Source organism: Streptococcus sp. 116-D4, assembly GCF_009731465.1.
GTDB classification, from domain to species: domain Bacteria; phylum Bacillota; class Bacilli; order Lactobacillales; family Streptococcaceae; genus Streptococcus; species Streptococcus pseudopneumoniae_E.
Genome location: NZ_AP021887.1, coordinates 1,527,557 through 1,547,616 on the forward strand (window position 1 = coordinate 1,527,557; position 20,060 = coordinate 1,547,616).

Below are 20,060 nucleotides of genomic sequence, written 5' to 3' on the forward strand. Positions count from 1 at the left end.
CTAGAAAATATGTTTGTAATCTAGGACATCTGCAAAGCGCCCCTCCCAAATGCCCTCATAAAATTCATTTATCGTTTCTGCTGGAATGTCTTTCCCATCAAACGTTGTGCAAGTTCCTTCTGGAATAATAAGCTGATAGCCATATTCAAAGGCAACCTTGACAGAGGTATCCACACAATATTCTGTCTGCATACCGCATAAAACTAATTTTTCAATCCCCTGTTTATCCAAGTATTCTTTTAAACCAGTTTCTTTGAAAATACTATTATACTTCTTTTGGAAGACCTTTTCATTAGGTTTTCGATTTAAAAGCGCAGATAACTGCCAATCTTCTGATGTTTGGGCTTCAGGGTTCTCAATATGTTGAACATAGATAATTTCGATATTCTTACTTCTAGCTTGGTTTTGTAAATAAGAAATTTTTTCCAATAGACCTTTTGTCTGAAACCCCGTTTCCACTAAAATATTTTGTACATCAATAATGATAAAAGCCGTCTTCATTTAGTCCTCTTTCAAATAGTGCACAAAGGCGTTATAGGTTTCAAGGGTTTGGGGATAGATGGGAAAACTCTGGTGAGCTAAATGCTCCACTGTACGAGCTGTTTCGTAGGCCACAGCCTTATTGAGCGATTGCTCAGCAATTTCACGAGCCACATCAACACCTGGAAAGGCACGATTGTGCTCGATATAGTCTGCGACGTAGATAACCTTATCAAGGTCTGTCATCTGACTTGCTCCGACTGTATGGATTTCAATAGCTCGTAGGATTTCAGAATCTTGTAAATCCAAATCTTCCTGAATCTTGTAGATACCGACCATGCCATGCCAGACATTATTGCCCCAGTTTTTAAGGTCAGGTTCTATCTGATATCGATCAATCAAGTCTAGAAACTCTTGATCTGATAGTTTTTTAGCATAATCATGAAGTAGCCCTGCTAAACCAGCTTTCTCAACATCCACACCAAAGCGCTGAGCCAATTCTATGGCTGCACGCTCTACACCTAAGCAATGGGTTAAACGTTTCTCGGGTAGAAGCTCTGCCATTTTTTCCAACAAAGCCTCACGGGTGCAGTTAATATAGTCTTGATAGCCCATCAGTAAAGCCCCTCCTTCTCGATGTAGTCTAGCACAGGCTGAGGTAGGAGAAAGTTAGGTTTCCGACCTTGGACAATGAAATCACGCACCATGCTGGACGAGATATCCATGAGAGGCACATCCACCCAGATAACGGGATAGGAAGTCCCTGCCTTGTAGCGTGGGCGTTGAACTCCTACAAACTGAACCAAGTCGACTAGCTCGTCAATTCGATACCACTTAGGCAGATAGTCCACCATGTCGGCTCCGATAATGAAATAATAATCGGTATCTGGATTCTTCTCTGTTAAAATCTTCATGGTGTCGTAGGTGTAGGAAACACCCTTGCGCTCTAGCTCAATGGTTTCAATAGCTAGACCATCAATTCCATCAATCGCCAATTCAAGCATCTTGAGACGATAGTTTTCAGGAATGGTTTCTTTTTTATCTACGTGAGGAGGTTGGTACTCAGGCATGAGCAGAACCTGGTCCAGTCCCAACTGCTGGCGTACTTGGTCTGCTACGATCAGGTGGGCATTGTGAACAGGGTTAAAATTTCCACCCAAGATTCCAACTTGCTTGCGTTTTTTCTCCTTGATTTCTGGCTCCAACTCTACCTTGGTAAAGGGAGTCAATAATTCGATTGCCATAGGCTAGTCTCCTTTATTTCTCTGTAAAAACAGTTGTTTGGAGTAGGGTTTTTAGATTTCTTTAACTTTTTTAGAAATCTTGCGATTTTCTTTCTTACTTGATTGTTTATACAAAATTAAGATACGACCGATTTTTTGGACGGTATCCACACCGATTTCTTCTTCCAAGATTTCAGCCACTTCGTGGATGTTTTCATCGGTGTTTTGCAAAAGAGTAACCTTGATCAATTCACGGGCGTCAAGTGCCTGACGAACGCTGGTTTTGATTTGGTTGTTGAGTCCATTTTTCCCGATTTGAATGATGGGCTTGAGGGTGTGTGCCTGGCTGTTGAGGAAGGCACGTTGTTTCGATGTTAATGACATATTTTTTCTTCCTTTTTTGATAGTTATTTTAGGTGGTGAGGGACGGTCGGAACTAATTTTCCAAAGATCTCATCTTTGAAAAATGGATTTCCTGACCTCACAATTGAGCCTTGGTCTCAATTGCGCCCCTTGCCAATCTAACGATTGGCAATCACACCACAGCAATAACTATCTTTTTATGAGCTCACTTTGTTCGCTCAGTGATTTTATTTTAAATAATTGCTTTTCGTGTGACGACGGCGACGCCTTCTGGGGCCCAGACGGCGACTTTGGCTGTGCCTGTTACACGGATCCACCCTAGGCCTGAGATGACTAGGTCTGTCTTGTCCTTGATAGTAAAGACATGTTGGACTAGTTTTGGAAAATCTTCTTTTTCTTTGCTATTTGGTGGTGTTAGAAGGGTTCCCAGGTGCTTGTCGTAAAAGGCACTCGCTCCTTCAAGCTTGGTACGATGAAGTTTGAGTTCATTGTCAAAGAAAGCTGTGAATCCTTGCTTTTCACCCGCAATGAAATCAAATCGTCCCAAACCGCCTAAAAACAGCGTTTGTTCAGGATTGAGCTGATAGGTTTTAGGCTTGATTTCCTTTTTGGGGCTGACATACTTGAGGTTTTTAGCCGTCAAGTAGTGAGCCATCTGATGACGATGGATAATCCCCGGTGTATCATAGATATAAGAACCGTCGTCAAGCGGAATCTCAATCTTATCTAAGGTTGTCCCTGGGAAACGCGAAGTCGTGATGACGTTCTGATCACCTGTGATTTCTTGGATAATGGCATTGATAAGGGTTGATTTTCCAACGTTGGTCACACCGACCACGTAGACATCACGGCCCTTACGATACTGCTCGATTTTGTCAATGACTTCCTTAATGGCATGCTTGTTTTGAGCCGAAGTCAGGACGACATCCACAGGACGAAGACCTTCTTCGTGGGCACGTTCCATCAGCCACTGGCTAATCTTGCCTGGCTTAACTGACTTGGGCAAGATATCTTTTTTATTTCCCACCAAGAGAACATCATTGCCCGAGACGAAACGTGGCAAGCCTGGGATGACAGACCCATTAAAATCAAAGATATCAATGACATTAACCACTAAAGCATCACTGTCTCCCACCTCGTGCAAGAGCTTGAGGAAATCATCGTCTGTCAACTGGACATCTGTGATTTCATTGTAGTGGCGCAGACGGAAACAGCGTTGACAATAGACTTCACCTGTCTCCAAACCTTTTTCGAGTGCTGACTGGGGGGTGAAACCAAGCCCAGTCTTATCTGTAGTCTGAATAGTTGCTCCACAACCAATACAGAGAATTTCTTCCATAATTAGATTCCTTTTTTATAAGTAATAGGGCCGTACTTTTCAGTGATTTTTCTCATGACACGACGCTCACGCGCTCGATTGATCTGCGTTTTGATAGAGTCATGTTGGACCAAGGGTTTGACCAAAATTGAGCGAATTCCTGCACGATGGGCTGCCCGAATATCCGTCATGAGCTGGTCACCAACCATGACCACTTCATTTTTCTCATAGTGAAATTCCTTCATGGCACGGTCAATCCCAAATGTGAAGGGTTTCAAGGCCCAATAAACGTAATCAATTCCAAATTTCTCAACTGCGCGTTGGACCCGTTTTTTAGTATTATTTGAGACCACGATGATGCGAATGCCCGCATCACGGAGATCATGTAGCCATTGCTTCATCTCTGCTGTTCCATCTGGATTATTCCAAGCAATGAGGGTATTGTCCAAATCGACCAAAACAGCCTTGATTCCCTGCGCCTGCAGGCTTGGGACTGTCAGATCATAGACTGCTTCCACAGCAAAGTCTGGCATGTAGTTTTCAATCACCATTTTGGCTCCTTTTCTTTTATTTTCTAGTAATTTTCTTCAGCCATTGAGATAAGGCCACCCATAAAATCAAGCTAGTCATTAAGATATAAATCCAAGCATTTGGCTCTTCTGTAAATGGTAGAGGAACATTCATTCCGAAGAAACCTGTAATAACCGCAAGTACTGCTAGTAAGACGGAGATAATAGTCAAAATTGACAAACTATCATTCAAGTTATTGTTTAGGATGTTGTTGTAAGAAGCTGAGAGTTGTTGCAAGACTTGAGAAATCAAGTCTGTCATAGATACCAACTGATGGGCTTCAATCATGGCATCATCAAACTGCTCTCGTTCGACATCATTAAATCTCCGATAAAGAGTATGGCCCTGGATATGTTCCAAGAGGAGTCGATTTTGTTTTGCTGCTGCTGTCAAGTAAACCATACCAGTCTCCAAGTCAGAGAGGGCGAAGAGATTTTTCTTTGTTGTAGTTTGACGTAGCAAGGCACTAATTTCGTCCTTACTTTTATCCATCTCTTCAATGACAGGATAATAAGCGTTACTGATAATCTCTAAACCAGCAAAGAGAAACTTGTAAATAGAAAGCGACTCATGGCTATCCAGATAAGCTGACATCTGATCAATGACATAAGCATTCTTGTGATTGCTGATGGTAATCATTCGTTGTTTTTCCACGATAAAGGTCATGGGAATGGCTTCATAATATTCTTTGTCTTTTTCTAAATCAAGAACATTATAAATAAAGGTTACCGTCTCCGTTTCACGGTTATAATCCATATGAGCTCGTTCATTTCTATCCAGAGCATACTCAATGGTTTCCTTGTCCAATCCATAGATGTCAGAAAGATCTTCCATATTTTTAATCTTATCCACATCAAGGTCTATCCAGGTACAACCATTGCCCAACTGCTTTTCTAAAACCATCTTTTCTCCTTTACAAAACTCTTTCTATTGTACCACAAATTACTTAAAATAACAGGTCTAGTCTGTACGTGAGAAATTGCTGACGACGGTGATATTCCGATTGGGAACGAAGTGCAGAACCTGGTCTTCTCCTCTGAGTTGAGTAGTTCGAATACCGACGCTGACAACCTTGCCCGATACAGTAATAGGACCATTTGTCAGAACAACCTCATCTCCCACATCCAGTTGACGTTCGAAAAGGATGAAAAAGCCATTGATGACATCAGACAGAAAACCTTGAGCTCCCATTCCAATAGCTACCCCAGCAATCCCGGCCCCAGCAAGTAAACTAGAGACTGGCAAACCTAAAATCGACAAAATGCAATAGAGTAAAAAGAAATAGAGAGTATAATTAAACACATTCTCTAATAAACGTGAAATGGTTTTCTGACGTCCAACATCATGACGAGACATTTTTAGAGAAGGTTTGACAATTCTCTGCACCATGGTATGGAGCAATTTCTTAGCTATATAAAAAAGTAAAACTAGGAATAACAGAGAAATTAGCTTGGTTAAGATATTTTCAATAATCGTTGTAACATCAAGCTTATTGAGGTAGGTTTGAATAAATTCTTTCATAGAAAACTCCTTTTATCTATTATACCATACTTTTACAAGTGATGAATCTCCATAAATATTCAAAAATAACAGTAAAAATAGACAGAAAATTCTTGATTTTAGTTCATCTTTATACTATAATCATAAACATTACACAACAAAGGAGATTGTTATGAAAAAATGCATCCATGCTTGGAATAAGGCAAGCCTGATCAAACGGATTTTGATTGGTATGCTTATTGGAGGAAGCCTAGGACTGACACTTCCTAATATTTCAGGAATTGGTTTACTCGGAGATCTCTTTGTTGGCGGTCTAAAAGCCATCGCACCTATTCTCGTCTTTGCCCTCGTTGCTAACGCCCTTTCCCAACATCAAAAAGGGCAAGATAGCAACATGAAAACGGTTATCTTCCTTTACTTGCTAGGAACTTTTGCTGCCGCTCTTGTTGCTGTCTTAGCAAGTTTCATCGTCCCTGTTGAGATTACCTTAAATAGTGCCAATACAGAAATCGCACCACCAGATGGAATTGGCCAGGTCCTCAGCAACCTCTTGCTCAAACTGGTTGACAATCCAGTCAATGCCCTCGTTACTGCTAACTACATCGGTATCCTATCTTGGGCAGTTGTTTTAGGGATTGCTATGAGAGAGGCCAGCAAAAATAGTAAAGAATTGCTGAAAACCATGGCTGATGTGACTTCTAAGATTGTCGAATGGATCATTAACCTAGCTCCATTTGGAATCCTTGGCCTTGTCTTTAAAACTATCTCTGATAAGGGAATCGGAAGTCTAGCGAACTATGGAATTTTACTTGCACTCTTGGTGACAACCATGCTCTTTGTAGCGCTGGTAGTCAATCCACTAATTGCCTTCCTCTTTATAAAGAGAAATCCTTATCCCCTCGTTTGGAAATGTTTGCGTGTCAGCGGTGTGACAGCCTTCTTCACTCGTAGTTCTGCAGCTAACATCCCTGTCAACATGAAACTTTGTCACGACCTCGGCCTAAATCCAGACACCTATTCTGTTTCTATCCCACTTGGTTCTACTATCAACATGGCTGGAGCAGCAATTACCATTAACGTTTTGACCCTTGCTGCAGTAAATACTCTTGGAATCCCTGTTGACTTTGCGACAGCCTTTATCCTCAGTTTGATAGCAGCTATCTCAGCCTGTGGTGCTTCTGGTATTGCCGGAGGATCCCTCCTTCTTATCCCGGTTGCTTGTAGCCTTTTCGGTATTTCTAACGATATTGCCATGCAAGTTGTTGGGGTTGGATTTGTGATTGGGGTCATCCAGGACTCATGTGAAACAGCCCTCAACTCTTCTACAGATGTCCTCTTTACTGCCGTTGCCGAATACGCGGCAGCCGGTAAAAATTAACTCATAAAGACAAGCCTACTCAGGTCTTGTCTTTTCCGCTTTTATTCGAACTTACTAGGAAATTCTTATGTCTATTAGCCAACGTACGACAAAACTCATCTTAGCTACCTGTCTTGCCTATCTTCTTGCTTATTTTTTCAATCTCTCCTCAGCTATCTCGGCTGGAATCATCGCCCTCTTGAGCCTATCCGATACTCGTAGAAGTACCTTAAAAATGGCCCGCAATCGACTCTTTTCCATGCTCCTAGCTCTAGCTATCGGTGTTCTGGTTTTTCACTTGAGCGGATTTCATATCTGGAGCCTTGGCCTCTACCTAGCCCTTTATGTGCCTCTAGCCTATAAGATGGGATGGGAAATTGGCATCACACCAAGTAGCGTTTTGGTTAGCCATCTCTTGGTGCAAGAGTCAACCTCTCCAGACCTTCTAGTCAATGAATTCCTTCTCTTTGCTATTGGTACAGGATTTGCCTTGCTTGTCAATCTCTACATGCCTTCACGAGAAGAGGAAATTCATCACTACCACACATTGGTAGAAGAAAAGTTAAAAGATATTCTCCAGCGCTTCAAATACTATTTATCAAGAGGTGACGGACGCAACCGAGCACAGCTAGTAGAAGAATTAGACACCCTTTTGGAAGAAGCCCTCAGACTGGTCTATTTGGATCACTCAGACCACCTCTTTCACCAGACCGACTACCATATCCATTATTTTGAGATGAGACAGCGACAAAGTCGCATCCTGCGAAACATGGCCCAGCAAATCAACACCTGTCACCTAGCTGCCAGTGAAAGCCTAATTTTGGCCCAACTCTTTTCAAAAATTGCCGGTCAACTGAGCCAGACCAATCCTGCTTCAGATTTGCTCGATGAAATTGAACGTTATCTGGAAGTCTTCCGGAACCGCAGTCTGCCTAAGACCAGAGAAGAATTTGAAACCCGTGCCACCCTTCTTCAACTCCTACGTGAAGCAAAAACCTTCATCCAAGTAAAAGTTGACTTTTACCAAAAATATGGACAGTAAAAAAGAAAACTAGCCCTATAATATTTGTAATAGAGTGACAATGGGCCAAAAAGGCCGCAAACTGAATTTATGGCCTTTTTATGGCCTTTTATAGTAAACTGAACCAAAAATAGTACACAATATAGTATAATCTTCTCATGGCATATTCAATAGATTTTCGTAAAAAAGTTCTCGACTATTGTGAGCGAACAGGTAGTATAACAGAAGCAGCTCACGTTTTCCAAATCTCACGTAATACTGTCTATGGCTGGTTAAGGCTAAAAGAGAAAATCGGAGAGCTAAACCATCAAGTAAAAGGAACAAAACCAAGAAAGGTTGATAGAGATAGACTTAAAAACTATCTTACTGACAATCCAAACGCTTATTTGACTGAAATAGCTTCTGAATTTGGTTGTCATCCAACTACTATCCACTATGCTCTCAAAGCTATAGGCTACACTCGAAAAAAGAATCACACCTACTATGAACAAAACCCAGAAAAAGTAGCTCTATTTCTTAAGAATTTTAATAGTTTAAAGCATTTAGCACCTGTTTATATTGATGAAACAGGACTCGATACCTATTTTATCGCGAATATGGTCGCTCATTAAAAGGCCAGTTAATAAGTGGTAAAGTATCTGAAAGAAGATATCAGAGAGTTTCTTTGGTTGCAGGGCTAACAAATAGTGAGTTAATCGTTCCAATGACTTACGAAGAGACGAGGACTAGCGACTTTTTGAAGTATGGTTTCAGAAGTTTCTCTTACCAACGTTAAACACACCATCAGTTATTATTATAGATAATGCAAGATTCCCTAGAACGGGTAAGCTAAAACTCTTGTGTGAAGAGTTTTAGCTTAAACTTTTGCCTCTTCCTCCCTACTCACCTGAGTACAATCCTATTGAGAAAGCATGGGCTCATATCAAAAAGGTATTACTAAGTTGCAATACCTTTTACGAGGCTCTTTTGTCCTACTCTTGTTTCAATTGACTATACTAGCAAAGTGTTTTGGCAAGCATCTATAGCAATTACTAATTTTTACATTACAACATGAAAAAATCAAAAACGATTATTGAAACTGCTGAGTTAGTGAAACAGGTAGCTCGAGTAATTTCTAACTCTTACAACACAGAGTTTGGCAAAGCGATTGCACTTACAAAATGCAGTTAGTAAATCAGCTACCTCTTCCTTCCCATTACGACAGAAAAATCCACGAATCGATATCATTCGTGGATTTTTACTAGTAAAGCGTTTAGGTAAACCGATTTTTCACACTACGACACTGAGTTTGGCAAAGCGATTGCACTTACAAAACGTAGTTAGTAAGGTAGTTAGCTAGACCACTCACTACTAGTTACGACGGAAAGTTTACGAATCGATACTATTCGTAAAACTTTACTAATGGAGAGCCTAGCCGAGTTCCATAGAAACTTGGCGTTAGTTACTTAGATTGTTACACAAACAAATAAATTTCCTGAACTACGACACTTAGTTTTACAAATCGATTTCATTTGTAAAACTAAGTTAGTGAGGTAGTTAGAAAAATTGAACACGCCCTAAAAGCGTCGAGAAAAAGATAAAATCTTCTAGAAACTACGGTTCTTCAGCTATTTTCCTATTTTCTTCTCGCTTTTTTAACGGGCTTTGTATCTTCATCACATCTTCTCTTCCAACTCTACATCTGGATACTTATCCGCAAACCAGCGGAGAGCAAAGTCATTTTCAAAGAGGAAGACTGGTTGGTCAAAACGGTCTTTAGCCAAGATATTGCGGCTTGATGACGTCCGTTCATCTAGGTCCTCAGGCTTGATCCAACGAACAGTCTTTTTACCCATTGGGCTCATGACCACTTCCGCATTGTACTCGCCTTCCATACGGTGCTTAAAGACTTCAAACTGAAGTTGACCAACAGCTCCCAGCATGTACTCGCCTGTTTGGTAATTCTTATAAAGCTGAATGGCACCTTCTTGCACCAATTGCTCAATACCCTTGTGGAAGGATTTTTGCTTCATGACATTCTTAGCTGAGACTTTCATGAAAATCTCAGGTGTAAAGGTTGGAAGGGGTTCAAATTCAAACTTGTTTTTTCCAACTGTTAAGGTATCCCCAACCTGATAGGTACCTGTATCGTAAACCCCGATAATATCACCTGCTACAGCATTGGTCACATTCTCACGACTTTCCGCCATAAACTGGGTAACATTCGACAGCTTAGCACCCTTACCAGTACGAGGCAAGTTGACACTCATGCCACGTTCAAATTCACCTGATACGATACGGACAAAGGCAATACGGTCACGGTGTCGAGGGTCCATATTGGCTTGGATTTTAAAGACAAATCCTGAGAAATCCTTGTCGTAAGGATCTACGATTTCACCATCTGTTTTCTTGTGCCCATGTGGTTCTGGAGCAAACTTGAGAAAAGTCTCAAGGAAGGTCTGCACACCAAAGTTTGTCAAAGCTGAACCGAAGAAGACAGGCGTCAATTCTCCAGCCAGAATAGCTTCCTCTGAAAACTCATTCCCAGCTTCTTGCAAAAGCTCGATGTCGTCCTTAACCTGAGCGTAGAAAGGATTGTTTCCAAAGAGCTTGTCCCCATCTTCTAGGCTAGCAAAACGCTCATCACCCTTGTAGAGTTCCAAGCGTTGGTTATAGAGGTCATACAAGCCTTCGAAGGCTTTCCCCATCCCGATTGGCCAGTTCATTGGATAACTTGCAATACCCAAGACTTCTTCCAATTCTTGCAAGAGATCTAGTGGTTCACGTCCGTCACGGTCCAGTTTGTTCATAAAGGTAAAGACGGGAATGCCACGGTGTTTGACAACCTCAAACAATTTTTTGGTTTGGGCCTCGATACCCTTGGCAGAGTCCACAACCATGACCGCAGCATCTACCGCCATCAAGGTACGATAGGTATCTTCTGAGAAATCCTCGTGTCCTGGGGTATCTAGGATGTTCACGCGCTTACCATCGTAGTCAAATTGCATCACAGATGAAGTGACCGAAATTCCACGTTGCTTCTCGATATCCATCCAGTCGGACTTGGCAAAAGTTCCTGTTTTCTTCCCTTTTACGGTACCAGCTTCACGAATCTCGCCCCCAAAGTAGAGCAACTGCTCAGTAATGGTAGTTTTCCCCGCGTCCGGGTGGGAGATAATGGCAAAGGTACGACGTTTCTTAATTTCTTCTTGAATATTCATAAGTTCTCTTTCTTTGATTCTCTATTTTTCTTGTTTCAATAGCTAAGAATGATTTTTACATTGGATTTTACCATTCCTTTCAACATTTCATTATATCGGATTTTGGGGAGTTTTTCAATTGCTCATTTGATGAAAAGGCAGCTAGAGTATAGATTTTACCTGATTTCCCTTTTTCCACCGTTTCTTGAACAAGATATCAAAGAGAACAAGAGCCAGTGAGAGGATGATCGACACAAGGAGGTACTTTAGCCATAGAGGAGCATTCGAGATAAACGGTGTATCTCTTAAGAGACCATAATCTCCACCAGTCACCTGATTAACCCCAACTAGAAAGAGGTTGAGGATAAAAGTATAGGCTACAATCATATATTTCTTGAGCAAGGTCTTGTCATAGTGATTCATCAAGTAAACCAAGGAATTCACTAGAAGGGCATAGTGCCCAATCAAAAATGAAAAACTAGTAATATGGGGGAAATCATAGGGATCAAAAACAGGGTAAACCAAGGCAAAGACCGCTCCACTTGCTCCTAAGAGGGCAAAATATTGCTTGCTCCGCCATTTATCTGGCAAGAAAACCACCGCAAACATAGCTAAACGACAATGATAAAAAGGGAGGCTATTAGAAAAGGGAATACCGAAACCAACATACCAACTATATAAGGCTAGTAACTGGAGGATCTGAATCCCCTTAAACAAGAGAACAAATTTTGGATTTTTGTGATAAGCAAGTGCCCCATAAATACAAAGCGCTAAGACAAGCATCATAACCCCATACCAAAAAAGCGAAATGGGAGGAGGGACCGTCTGAGTTCTGGTGATAAATTGATGGAACATGTTTCTATCCTAACTCTTATTTTTTCTTTTTTCTAGTTTAACCATTATAGCGAATTAAAAACGATTTTTCAATTTCTATTTCTTTTTAGTTTCCCTCCCTTATTTATAGGAAAATATGGTAAAATAGAACAGACTAAAAATCATCATTTCACGAAAGGATGCAAGATGAAAATTACGCAAGAAGAGGTAACACACGTTGCCAATCTTTCAAAATTAAGATTCTCTGAAGAAGAAACTGCTGCCTTTGCGACCACCTTGTCTAAGATTGTTGACATGGTTGAGTTGCTGGGCGAAGTTGACACAACTGGTGTCGCACCTACTACAACTATGGCTGACCGTAAGACCGTACTCCGCCCTGATGTGGCTGAAGAAGGAACAGACCGTGATCGCTTGTTTAAAAACGTACCTGAAAAAGACAACTACTATATCAAGGTGCCAGCTATCCTAGACGATGGAGGAGATGCCTAATGACTTTTAACAATAAAACCATTGAAGACTTGCACAATCTCCTTGTTTCTAAGGAAATTTCTGCAACTGAATTGACCCAAGCAACGCTTGAAGATATCCAATCGCGCGAGACAGCTATCAACGCTTTCGTTACCATCGCTGAGGATCAAGCCCTTGCGCAAGCTAAGGCTATTGATGAAGCTGGAATTGACGCTGATAATGTCCTTTCAGGAATTCCACTAGCTGTCAAGGATAATATCTCTACTGACGGTATTCTCACAACTGCTGCCTCAAAAATGCTCTACAACTACGAGCCTATCTTTGATGCCACTGCTGTTGCCAATGCAAAATCTAAGGGCATGATCATTGTTGGGAAAACCAACATGGACGAATTTGCCATGGGTGGATCAGGTGAGACTTCTTACTACGGCGCAACCAAAAATGCTTGGGACCACAGCAAGGTTCCTGGTGGATCATCAAGTGGTTCAGCTGCAGCTGTAGCTTCTGGACAAGTCCGTTTATCACTTGGTTCTGATACTGGTGGTTCTATCCGCCAACCTGCTGCCTTTAACGGGATTGTTGGTCTCAAACCAACCTACGGAACAGTTTCACGTTTCGGTCTCATTGCTTTTGGTAGCTCGCTAGACCAAATCGGACCTTTCGCCCCTACGGTTAAAGAAAATGCTCTCTTGCTCAATGCTATTGCTAGCGAAGATGCCAAAGACTCAACTTCTGCTCCAGTCCGCATTGCCGACTTTACTTCAAAAATCGGCCAAGACATCAAAGGCATGAAGATTGCCCTTCCTAAGGAATACCTTGGTGAAGGAATTGACCCAGAAGTCAAAGAAACCATTCTGAATGCCGCTAAACACTTTGAAAAACTTGGTGCCATCGTCGAAGAAGTTAGCCTTCCCCACTCAAAATACGGAGTTGCCGTTTACTACATCATCGCTTCTTCAGAAGCTTCATCAAACTTGCAACGTTTTGATGGTATTCGTTACGGCTACCGCGCAGAGGATGTGACTAATCTTGATGAAATCTATGTAAACAGCCGCAGCCAAGGTTTCGGTGAAGAGGTGAAACGCCGTATCATGCTAGGTACTTTCAGCCTTTCATCAGGTTACTACGATGCCTACTATAAGAAGGCTGGACAAGTTCGCACCCTTATCATCCAAGATTTCGAAAACGTCTTTGCGGATTACGACTTGATTTTGGGACCAACTGCTCCTAGCGTTGCCTACGACTTGGATTCACTCAACCATGATCCAGTTGCTATGTACTTGGCTGACCTTTTAACAATTCCTGTCAACTTGGCTGGTCTACCAGGGATTTCTATTCCTGCTGGATTTGTTCAAGGTCTACCAGTAGGACTCCAATTGATTGGTCCTAAGTATTCAGAAGAAACTATCTACCAAGCTGCTGCTGCGTTTGAAGCAACAACAGACTACCACAAACAACAACCCGTGATTTTTGGAGGTGATAACTAATGAACTTTGAAACAGTCATTGGACTTGAAGTCCACGTAGAGCTCAACACCAATTCAAAAATCTTCTCACCTACTTCTGCCCACTTTGGAAATGACCAAAATGCCAATACAAACGTGATTGACTGGTCTTTCCCTGGAGTACTACCAGTTCTCAATAAAGGCGTTGTCGATGCTGGTATCAAGGCTGCACTCGCTCTTAACATGGACATCCATAAGAAGATGCACTTTGACCGCAAGAACTACTTCTATCCAGATAATCCTAAAGCCTACCAAATTTCTCAGTTTGATGAGCCAATCGGTTACAACGGCTGGATTGAAGTGGAGCTAGAAGACGGTACAACTAAGAAAATTGGGATTGAACGCGCCCACCTAGAAGAAGACGCTGGTAAAAACACCCACGGTACAGACGGCTACTCTTACATTGACCTCAACCGCCAAGGGGTGCCATTGATTGAGATTGTATCTGAAGCCGACATGCGCTCGCCAGAAGAAGCCTATGCTTATCTAACTGCCCTCAAGGAAGTTATCCAGTACGCTGGCATTTCTGACGTTAAGATGGAAGAAGGTTCTATGCGTGTGGATGCCAATATCTCTCTTCGTCCGTATGGTCAAGAAAAATTCGGTACCAAGACTGAATTGAAGAACCTCAATTCCTTCTCAAACGTTCGCAAGGGTCTTGAATACGAAGTCCAACGTCAAGCTGAAATCCTTCGCTCAGGTGGTCAAATCCGCCAAGAAACACGACGTTACGATGAAGCTAACAAAGCAACCATCCTCATGCGTGTCAAAGAAGGTGCTGCAGACTACCGCTACTTCCCAGAACCAGACCTACCACTCTTTGAAATTTCAGATGAGTGGATTGAGGAAATGCGTACTGAATTGCCAGAGTTTCCAAAGGAACGCCGTGCACGCTACGTCTCTGACCTTGGCTTGTCAGACTACGATGCTAGCCAGTTGACTGCAAACAAAGTTACTTCTGACTTCTTTGAGAATGCTGTTGCCCTCGGTGGCGATGCCAAACAAGTCTCTAACTGGCTCCAAGGGGAAGTCGCTCAGTTCTTGAACGCCGAAGGCAAGACACTAGAACAAATCGAATTGACACCAGAAAACTTGGTTGAAATGATTGCCATCATCGAAGACGGCACTATCTCTTCTAAGATTGCTAAGAAAGTCTTTGTCCACCTGGCTAAAAACGGTGGTGGAGCGCGTGAATACGTTGAAAAAGCAGGTATGGTTCAAATCTCAGATCCAGCTGTTTTGATTCCAATTATCCACCAAGTCTTTGCCGATAACGAAGCCGCAGTTGCCGACTTCAAGTCAGGAAAACGTAACGCTGACAAAGCCTTCACAGGATTCCTCATGAAAGCAACCAAAGGCCAAGCCAACCCACAAGTCGCCCTTAAACTCCTTGCCCAAGAATTGGCCAAGTTGAAAGAAGATTAATATGTAAAAGAAACCAGCCCTGAGGTTGGTTTTTTCTCCCCTACCATCTCCCAATAACTATTTTGGCTTTATTTCCAGAAGATTTTATGGTAAAATGAAGAGTAATAATATTTATTAAAGAGGTAAAAACATGATTGAAGCAAGCAAATTGAAAGCTGGTATGACATTTGAAACTGCAGACGGAAAATTGATCCGTGTTTTGGAAGCTAGCCACCACAAACCAGGTAAAGGGAACACGATCATGCGTATGAAACTGCGTGATGTCCGCACTGGTTCTACTTTTGATACAAGCTACCGTCCAGAAGAAAAATTCGAACAAGCCATTATCGAAACTGTTCCTGCTCAATACTTGTATAAAATGGATGAAACTGCCTACTTCATGAACACAGAAACTTACGACCAATACGAAATTCCAGTTGTAAACGTTGAAAATGAATTGCTTTACATCCTTGAAAACTCTGATGTGAAAATCCAATTCTACGGAACTGAAGTAATCGGTGTAACAGTACCTACTACTGTAGAATTGACAGTGGCTGAAACACAACCATCTATCAAAGGTGCTACGGTTACAGGTTCTGGTAAACCAGCAACTATGGAAACTGGACTAGTTGTCAACGTTCCAGACTTCATCGAAGCTGGACAAAAATTGATCATCAACACTGCAGAAGGAACTTATGTTTCTCGTGCCTAATCTCTAGAAAGAGGTCATTCTATGGGAATTGAAGAACAATTTGGCGAAATCGTTATCGCTCCACGTGTACTTGAAAAAATCATTGCCATCGCAACTGCTAAAGTTGAAGGTATCCACTCATTTTCAAATAAATCCGTATCTGATACCCTATCAAAACTCTCTCTTGGTCGTGGCGTCTACTTAAAAGAAAGCAACGAAGAGCTAACTGCTGACATCTATCTCTATCTTGAGTACGGTGTAAAAGTACCAAAAGTGGCTCTGGCTATTCAAAAAGCAGTCAAAGATGCTGTCCGTGATATGGCTGATGTAGAACTTGCTGCTGTTAACATCCATGTTACAGGAATCGTTCCAGATAAAACTCCAAAACCTGAGTTGAAGGATCTATTTGACGAGGACTTTCTCAATGACTAGTCCACTATTAGAATCTAGACGCGAACTTCGAAAATGCGCTTTTCAAGCTCTTATGAGCCTTGAATTCGGCACAGATATGGAAACGGCTTGTCGCTTTGCCTACACACACGACCGTGAAGATGCAGATGTACAAATCCCTGCCTTTCTTATGAACTTGGTTTCTGGCGTTCAAGCTCAAAAAGACGAGTTGGATAAACAAATCAACCAGCACCTAAAGTCAGGATGGACAGTTGAACGCTTGACTTTAGTCGAAAAAAACTTACTACGCTTGGGGATCTTTGAAATTACATCATTTGATACACCTCAGTTGGTAGCAGTCAATGAAGCTATTGAACTTGCTAAGAGTTTTTCAGATCAAAAATCAGCCCGCTTTATCAACGGACTGCTTAGTCAATTTGTAACTGAAGAAAATGAATAATTGAAAAGGTGTTTGATCTTCCAAGCACCTTTTGAACCTCCCCTCTGCGCAGAGTAAGAACCACACAAAAACTAGAACTGGTACTCAGTTCTAGTTTTTGTGGCTCTTTGTCAACTGTAGTGGGTTGAAGTCAGCTAAGCTCGAGAAAGGACAAAATTCGTCCTTTCTTTTTTGATGTTCAGAGCGATAAAAATTCTTTTTTTGAAGTTTTCAAAGTTCCGAAATCCAAAGGCGTTACGTTTGATAAGTTTGATGAGATTATTGGTCGCTTCCAATTTTGCGTTGGAATAAGGTAATTGAAGAGCGTTGATGATTTTCTCTTTGTTCTTTAGAAAGGTTTTAAAGACAGTCTGAAAAATAGGATGAACCTGCTTTTGATTGTCCTCAATGAGTCCGAAAAATTTCTCAGGATCTTTGTTCTGAAAGTGAAAAAGCAAGAGCTGATAGAGCTGATAGTGGTGTTTTAAGTCTTCTGAATAGCTCAAAAGCTTGTCTAGAATCTCTTTATTGGTCAAGTGCATACGAAAAGTAGGGCGATAAAAGCGTTTATCACTCAATTTACGACTATCCTGTTGGATGAGTTTCCAGTAGCGCTTGATAGCCTTGTATTCATGAGATTTTCGCTCAAACTGATTCATGATTTGGACACGCACACGACTCATAGCACGACTAAGATGTTGCACAATGTGAAAGCGATCAAGTACAATTTTAGCACACGGAAAAAGCTGTTTAGCCAAGTCATAGTAGGGACTAAACATATCCATCGTAATGATCTTCACTCGACATCGGACGGTTCGATCATATTTAAGAAAGTGATTTCGAATGATAGCTTGTGTTCTACCTTCAAGAACAGTGATGATATTGAGCTTATCAAAATCTTGCGCAATGAAACTCATCTTTCCCTTAGTGAAGGCATACTCGTCCCAGGACATAATTTCAGGAAGACGAGAAAGATCATGCTTAAAACGGAAGTCATTGAGCTTGCGAATAACAGTTGAAGTTGAAATGGACAGCTGATGAGCAATATCGGTCATAGAAGTTTTTTCAATCAATTTTTGCGCAATCTTTTGGTTGATGATACGAGGGATTTGATGATTTTTCTTTACTAGAGGAGTCTCAGCCACCATCATTTTTGAGCACTGATAGCACTTGAATCGACGCTTTTTCAAGAGAATTCTAGTAGGCATACCGGTCGTTTCGAGGTAAGGAATCTTAGACGGTTTTTGAAAGTCATATTTCTTCATTTGACTTCCACAATTAGGACAAGATGGAGCCTTATAATCCAATTTAGCGATGATTTCCTTGTGTGTATCCCTATTGGTGATATCTAGAATCTTGATGTTTGGGTCTTTAATATCGAGCAGTTTTGTGATAAAATGTAATTGTTCCATATGAATCTTTCTAATGAGTTGTTTTGTCGCTTTTCATTATAGGTCATATGGGACTTTTTTTCTACAACAAAATAGCTCCATAATATCTATAGGGGATTTACCCACTACAAATATTATAGAGCCGTTTTTGTGTATTCTGAAGAATGATACTCAATAAAAATCAAAGTGCAAACTAGAAATCGAGCCGTAGGCTACTCAAAATACGGTTTTGAGATTGTGAATAGAACTGACGTAGTTTGAAGAGATTTTCGAAAGTATTAGTATTTTCTAAATCGTTGATAACGTTCTTCCAACAACGCTTCTAACGGTTTTTGTGAAAGTAGAGCTAGCTCAGCTTGAAGTTCTTTTTTGACACTCTTAATCAGTTCTTTACTAGAAAGTCCTGCTTCAGAAATCACCTTATCCACCACGTCCATTTCTAGCAGCTCATGCGAAGTGATTTTCATCAACTCAGCTGCTTCCATGGCACGCGTGCCATCTTTCCATAAGATAGAAGCAAAGCCTTCCGGACTGAGAATGGCATAGATAGAGTTTTCTAGCATCCAAACACGGTCAGCCACTGCTAGAGCCAGAGCCCCACCTGAACCACCTTCTCCGATAATAATGGCGATAATGGGCACTTTGAGGTCGCTCATCTCCATGAGGTTACGAGCAATGGCTTCACCTTGACCACGTTCTTCTGCGCCTACACCAGGATAGGCACCCGCAGTATTAATAAAGGTTACAACTGGACGACCAAACTTTTCTGCTTGCTTCATCAAACGAAGGGCTTTTCGGTAACCTTCAGGATGAGGTTGACCAAAGTTACGGTTAAGATTATCTTGTAAACTTTTACCTTTTTGGATTCCAACAACAGTCACTGCTTGGTCTCCCAACCAACCGATACCACCAATAATAGCACCATCATCACGGAAGGAGCGGTCTCCATGCAGCTCAATAAAATCATCAAAAATTCCTGTTGCGAAGTCCAAGGCTGTTAGGCGAGTTTGTTCACGAGCTTCTCTAACGATTTTCGCAATATTCATCAACTCTCCCTCCTGTGTAGTCTTACTAATCGAGCAATCGTATCTGGCAATTCTCGCCGTTTAATAATTGCATCTACAAAACCATGTTCCAGTAAAAACTCTGCTTTCTGGAAGTCTTCTGGTAGGTCTTCTCTTACTGTATTTTCAATCACACGGCGTCCAGCAAAACCTACCAAACTTTGGGGTTCTGCCAAGATGATATCCCCTTCCATAGCGAAGGAAGCTGTTACTCCTCCAGTCGTCGGGTCTGTAAGGATTGTCAGATAAAAGAGACCTGCATTGGAATGACGTTTGACTGCTGCAGAGATTTTGGCCATCTGCATCAAGCTCATGATTCCTTCCTGCATGCGTGCTCCACCAGAAGCTGTAAACAATACGACAGGTAATTTTTCAGCGGTCGCATATTCGAACAAGCGAGTGATCTTCTCACCAACTACTGTCCCCATTGACGCCATAATAAAGTTAGAATCCATGATGCCAAGGGCAACCTTCTCTCCCTTAATCAAAGCTGTTCCTGTTACAACAGCCTCATCAAGACCTGTCTTTTCACGCATCAAAGTCAATTTTTTACGATAGCCTGGAAAATTCAAAGGATCCTGAGTCTCAATTCCTTTAAACATTTCCAAAAACGTACCCATATCAATGGTTAAAGCTAAACGCTCTTGAGCTGAAATACGGAAAGTATAGCCACAGTGAGGGCATATACGCTCACTCCCCAAGTCCTTTTGATAAATCGTATATTTGCAACCTGGACACTGAGAGAATAATTCATCCGGAACCTCTGGCTTGTTCTGAGGTTGATTTACAGTCGAACGATTGGGATTGATTCGAATATATTTATCTTTTTTACTAAATAGAGCCATACATCCCCCTTTTCAGTCT

21 protein-coding genes and 1 pseudogene are annotated in these 20,060 nt (G+C 41.5%); 9 read left to right on the forward strand and 13 right to left on the reverse strand.

Annotation, left to right across the window (positions count from 1 at the left end):
• From UKS_RS07725 to UKS_RS07760, 8 genes are all read right to left on the reverse strand, one after another.
• The gene (locus UKS_RS07725; RefSeq protein ID WP_156012505.1) at nucleotides 1-501 is read right to left on the reverse strand and encodes a cysteine hydrolase family protein; all 501 of its coding nucleotides are present in this window, start codon (nucleotides 499-501) and stop codon (nucleotides 1-3) included.
• Nucleotides 502-1,095, reverse strand: coding sequence for a bis(5'-nucleosyl)-tetraphosphatase (symmetrical) YqeK (gene yqeK, locus UKS_RS07730; protein WP_156012507.1), 594 nt, complete (start codon nucleotides 1,093-1,095; stop codon nucleotides 502-504).
• Nucleotides 1,095-1,724, reverse strand: a complete 630-nt coding sequence (locus tag UKS_RS07735; protein ID WP_156012509.1) for a nicotinate-nucleotide adenylyltransferase — start codon at nucleotides 1,722-1,724, stop codon at nucleotides 1,095-1,097. The genes yqeK and UKS_RS07735 overlap by 1 nt, the downstream gene beginning before the upstream one ends.
• A 51-nt stretch (nucleotides 1,725-1,775) precedes the next feature.
• Nucleotides 1,776-2,087 (reverse strand): ribosome assembly RNA-binding protein YhbY, encoded by a 312-nt coding sequence (gene yhbY / locus UKS_RS07740; protein WP_156012510.1) that lies wholly within the window; start codon nucleotides 2,085-2,087, stop codon nucleotides 1,776-1,778.
• Nucleotides 2,088-2,298: 211 nt separating this feature from the next.
• Entirely contained in the window at nucleotides 2,299-3,405 is a 1,107-nt protein-coding gene (gene yqeH, locus UKS_RS07745) for a ribosome biogenesis GTPase YqeH (RefSeq protein ID WP_156012513.1), read from the reverse strand.
• A 2-nt stretch (nucleotides 3,406-3,407) separates the two neighbouring features.
• The gene (locus UKS_RS07750) at nucleotides 3,408-3,935 is read right to left on the reverse strand and encodes a YqeG family HAD IIIA-type phosphatase (protein ID WP_156012515.1); all 528 of its coding nucleotides are present in this window, start codon (nucleotides 3,933-3,935) and stop codon (nucleotides 3,408-3,410) included.
• Between the two features lie 16 nt (nucleotides 3,936-3,951).
• On the reverse strand, nucleotides 3,952-4,857 hold the full coding sequence (locus UKS_RS07755) for a magnesium transporter CorA family protein (RefSeq protein WP_156012516.1): 906 nt from the start codon (nucleotides 4,855-4,857) through the stop codon (nucleotides 3,952-3,954).
• Nucleotides 4,858-4,914: 57 nt separating this feature from the next.
• A complete protein-coding gene (locus UKS_RS07760; RefSeq protein ID WP_156012518.1) occupies nucleotides 4,915-5,475 on the reverse strand; it encodes a mechanosensitive ion channel family protein in 561 nt (186 codons plus the stop codon).
• Nucleotides 5,476-5,626: 151 nt separating this feature from the next.
• Between UKS_RS07760 and sstT the strand changes: the two genes are divergently transcribed.
• The 3 genes and pseudogenes from sstT (at nucleotide 5,627) to UKS_RS07775 (ending at nucleotide 8,822) form a co-directional block, all read left to right on the forward strand.
• Nucleotides 5,627-6,832 (forward strand): serine/threonine transporter SstT, encoded by a 1,206-nt coding sequence (sstT, locus tag UKS_RS07765; protein WP_156012520.1) that lies wholly within the window; start codon nucleotides 5,627-5,629, stop codon nucleotides 6,830-6,832.
• 67 nt (nucleotides 6,833-6,899) lie between these two features.
• On the forward strand, nucleotides 6,900-7,853 hold the full coding sequence (locus UKS_RS07770; RefSeq protein WP_156012522.1) for an aromatic acid exporter family protein: 954 nt from the start codon (nucleotides 6,900-6,902) through the stop codon (nucleotides 7,851-7,853).
• A 137-nt stretch (nucleotides 7,854-7,990) separates the two neighbouring features.
• Nucleotides 7,991-8,822: pseudogene (locus UKS_RS07775) on the forward strand (IS630 family transposase).
• A gap of 665 nt (nucleotides 8,823-9,487) precedes the next feature.
• Here UKS_RS07775 and UKS_RS07780 read toward each other — a convergent pair.
• Together UKS_RS07780 and UKS_RS07785 are read right to left on the reverse strand one after the other, a co-directional pair.
• Nucleotides 9,488-11,032, reverse strand: a complete 1,545-nt coding sequence (locus UKS_RS07780) for a peptide chain release factor 3 (RefSeq protein ID WP_156012524.1) — start codon at nucleotides 11,030-11,032, stop codon at nucleotides 9,488-9,490.
• 141 nt (nucleotides 11,033-11,173) lie between these two features.
• Nucleotides 11,174-11,866, reverse strand: coding sequence for a YwaF family protein (locus UKS_RS07785; RefSeq protein WP_156012526.1), 693 nt, complete (start codon nucleotides 11,864-11,866; stop codon nucleotides 11,174-11,176).
• A gap of 165 nt (nucleotides 11,867-12,031) precedes the next feature.
• Between UKS_RS07785 and gatC the strand changes: the two genes are divergently transcribed.
• The 6 genes from gatC (at nucleotide 12,032) to nusB (ending at nucleotide 16,762) form a co-directional block, all read left to right on the forward strand.
• Nucleotides 12,032-12,334 carry an Asp-tRNA(Asn)/Glu-tRNA(Gln) amidotransferase subunit GatC gene (gene gatC, locus UKS_RS07790; RefSeq protein WP_000705419.1) on the forward strand — a complete coding sequence of 101 codons (303 nt, stop codon included), beginning with the start codon at nucleotides 12,032-12,034 and terminating at the stop codon, nucleotides 12,332-12,334.
• A complete protein-coding gene (gene gatA, locus UKS_RS07795; protein ID WP_156012528.1) occupies nucleotides 12,334-13,800 on the forward strand; it encodes an Asp-tRNA(Asn)/Glu-tRNA(Gln) amidotransferase subunit GatA in 1,467 nt (488 codons plus the stop codon). The genes gatC and gatA overlap by 1 nt, the downstream gene beginning before the upstream one ends.
• The gene (gene gatB / locus UKS_RS07800; protein ID WP_156012530.1) at nucleotides 13,800-15,242 is read left to right on the forward strand and encodes an Asp-tRNA(Asn)/Glu-tRNA(Gln) amidotransferase subunit GatB; all 1,443 of its coding nucleotides are present in this window, start codon (nucleotides 13,800-13,802) and stop codon (nucleotides 15,240-15,242) included. The genes gatA and gatB overlap by 1 nt, the downstream gene beginning before the upstream one ends.
• Nucleotides 15,243-15,372: 130 nt before the next feature.
• Nucleotides 15,373-15,933, forward strand: coding sequence for an elongation factor P (gene efp, locus UKS_RS07805; RefSeq protein ID WP_000568643.1), 561 nt, complete (start codon nucleotides 15,373-15,375; stop codon nucleotides 15,931-15,933).
• Nucleotides 15,934-15,954: 21 nt separating this feature from the next.
• A complete protein-coding gene (locus tag UKS_RS07810; protein ID WP_049497064.1) occupies nucleotides 15,955-16,344 on the forward strand; it encodes an Asp23/Gls24 family envelope stress response protein in 390 nt (129 codons plus the stop codon).
• Complete coding sequence (nusB, locus tag UKS_RS07815) at nucleotides 16,337-16,762, forward strand: transcription antitermination factor NusB (RefSeq protein ID WP_156012532.1); 426 nt, start codon at nucleotides 16,337-16,339, stop codon at nucleotides 16,760-16,762. The genes UKS_RS07810 and nusB overlap by 8 nt, the downstream gene beginning before the upstream one ends.
• 134 nt (nucleotides 16,763-16,896) lie before the next feature.
• Here nusB and UKS_RS07820 read toward each other — a convergent pair whose 3' ends face one another.
• From UKS_RS07820 to accD, 3 genes are all read right to left on the reverse strand, one after another.
• Entirely contained in the window at nucleotides 16,897-18,153 is a 1,257-nt protein-coding gene (locus UKS_RS07820; protein ID WP_156012535.1) for an ISL3 family transposase, read from the reverse strand.
• 257 nt (nucleotides 18,154-18,410) lie between these two features.
• The gene (locus UKS_RS07825; protein ID WP_156012537.1) at nucleotides 18,411-19,178 is read right to left on the reverse strand and encodes an acetyl-CoA carboxylase carboxyl transferase subunit alpha; all 768 of its coding nucleotides are present in this window, start codon (nucleotides 19,176-19,178) and stop codon (nucleotides 18,411-18,413) included.
• A complete protein-coding gene (gene accD, locus UKS_RS07830; protein WP_117305441.1) occupies nucleotides 19,178-20,041 on the reverse strand; it encodes an acetyl-CoA carboxylase, carboxyltransferase subunit beta in 864 nt (287 codons plus the stop codon). Before accD ends, UKS_RS07825 begins: the two co-directional genes overlap by 1 nt.
• Nucleotides 20,042-20,060 lie beyond the last annotated feature (19 nt).

What these genes read in the sequence shown, in the direction of transcription:
- UKS_RS07725 (WP_156012505.1), bottom strand. Translation starts at nt 501, where the DNA reads ATGAAGACGGCTTTTATCATTATTGATGTACAAAATATTTTAGTGGAA.
- yqeK (WP_156012507.1), bottom strand. Translation starts at nt 1,095, where the DNA reads ATGGGCTATCAAGACTATATTAACTGCACCCGTGAGGCTTTGTTGGAA.
- UKS_RS07735 (WP_156012509.1), bottom strand. Translation starts at nt 1,724, where the DNA reads ATGGCAATCGAATTATTGACTCCCTTTACCAAGGTAGAGTTGGAGCCA.
- yhbY (WP_156012510.1), bottom strand. Translation starts at nt 2,087, where the DNA reads ATGTCATTAACATCGAAACAACGTGCCTTCCTCAACAGCCAGGCACAC.
- yqeH (WP_156012513.1), bottom strand. Translation starts at nt 3,405, where the DNA reads ATGGAAGAAATTCTCTGTATTGGTTGTGGAGCAACTATTCAGACTACA.
- UKS_RS07750 (WP_156012515.1), bottom strand. Translation starts at nt 3,935, where the DNA reads ATGGTGATTGAAAACTACATGCCAGACTTTGCTGTGGAAGCAGTCTAT.
- UKS_RS07755 (WP_156012516.1), bottom strand. Translation starts at nt 4,857, where the DNA reads ATGGTTTTAGAAAAGCAGTTGGGCAATGGTTGTACCTGGATAGACCTT.
- UKS_RS07760 (WP_156012518.1), bottom strand. Translation starts at nt 5,475, where the DNA reads ATGAAAGAATTTATTCAAACCTACCTCAATAAGCTTGATGTTACAACG.
- sstT (WP_156012520.1), top strand. Translation starts at nt 5,627, where the DNA reads ATGAAAAAATGCATCCATGCTTGGAATAAGGCAAGCCTGATCAAACGG.
- UKS_RS07770 (WP_156012522.1), top strand. Translation starts at nt 6,900, where the DNA reads ATGTCTATTAGCCAACGTACGACAAAACTCATCTTAGCTACCTGTCTT.
- UKS_RS07780 (WP_156012524.1), bottom strand. Translation starts at nt 11,032, where the DNA reads ATGAATATTCAAGAAGAAATTAAGAAACGTCGTACCTTTGCCATTATC.
- UKS_RS07785 (WP_156012526.1), bottom strand. Translation starts at nt 11,866, where the DNA reads ATGTTCCATCAATTTATCACCAGAACTCAGACGGTCCCTCCTCCCATT.
- gatC (WP_000705419.1), top strand. Translation starts at nt 12,032, where the DNA reads ATGAAAATTACGCAAGAAGAGGTAACACACGTTGCCAATCTTTCAAAA.
- gatA (WP_156012528.1), top strand. Translation starts at nt 12,334, where the DNA reads ATGACTTTTAACAATAAAACCATTGAAGACTTGCACAATCTCCTTGTT.
- gatB (WP_156012530.1), top strand. Translation starts at nt 13,800, where the DNA reads ATGAACTTTGAAACAGTCATTGGACTTGAAGTCCACGTAGAGCTCAAC.
- efp (WP_000568643.1), top strand. Translation starts at nt 15,373, where the DNA reads ATGATTGAAGCAAGCAAATTGAAAGCTGGTATGACATTTGAAACTGCA.
- UKS_RS07810 (WP_049497064.1), top strand. Translation starts at nt 15,955, where the DNA reads ATGGGAATTGAAGAACAATTTGGCGAAATCGTTATCGCTCCACGTGTA.
- nusB (WP_156012532.1), top strand. Translation starts at nt 16,337, where the DNA reads ATGACTAGTCCACTATTAGAATCTAGACGCGAACTTCGAAAATGCGCT.
- UKS_RS07820 (WP_156012535.1), bottom strand. Translation starts at nt 18,153, where the DNA reads ATGGAACAATTACATTTTATCACAAAACTGCTCGATATTAAAGACCCA.
- UKS_RS07825 (WP_156012537.1), bottom strand. Translation starts at nt 19,178, where the DNA reads ATGAATATTGCGAAAATCGTTAGAGAAGCTCGTGAACAAACTCGCCTA.
- accD (WP_117305441.1), bottom strand. Translation starts at nt 20,041, where the DNA reads ATGGCTCTATTTAGTAAAAAAGATAAATATATTCGAATCAATCCCAAT.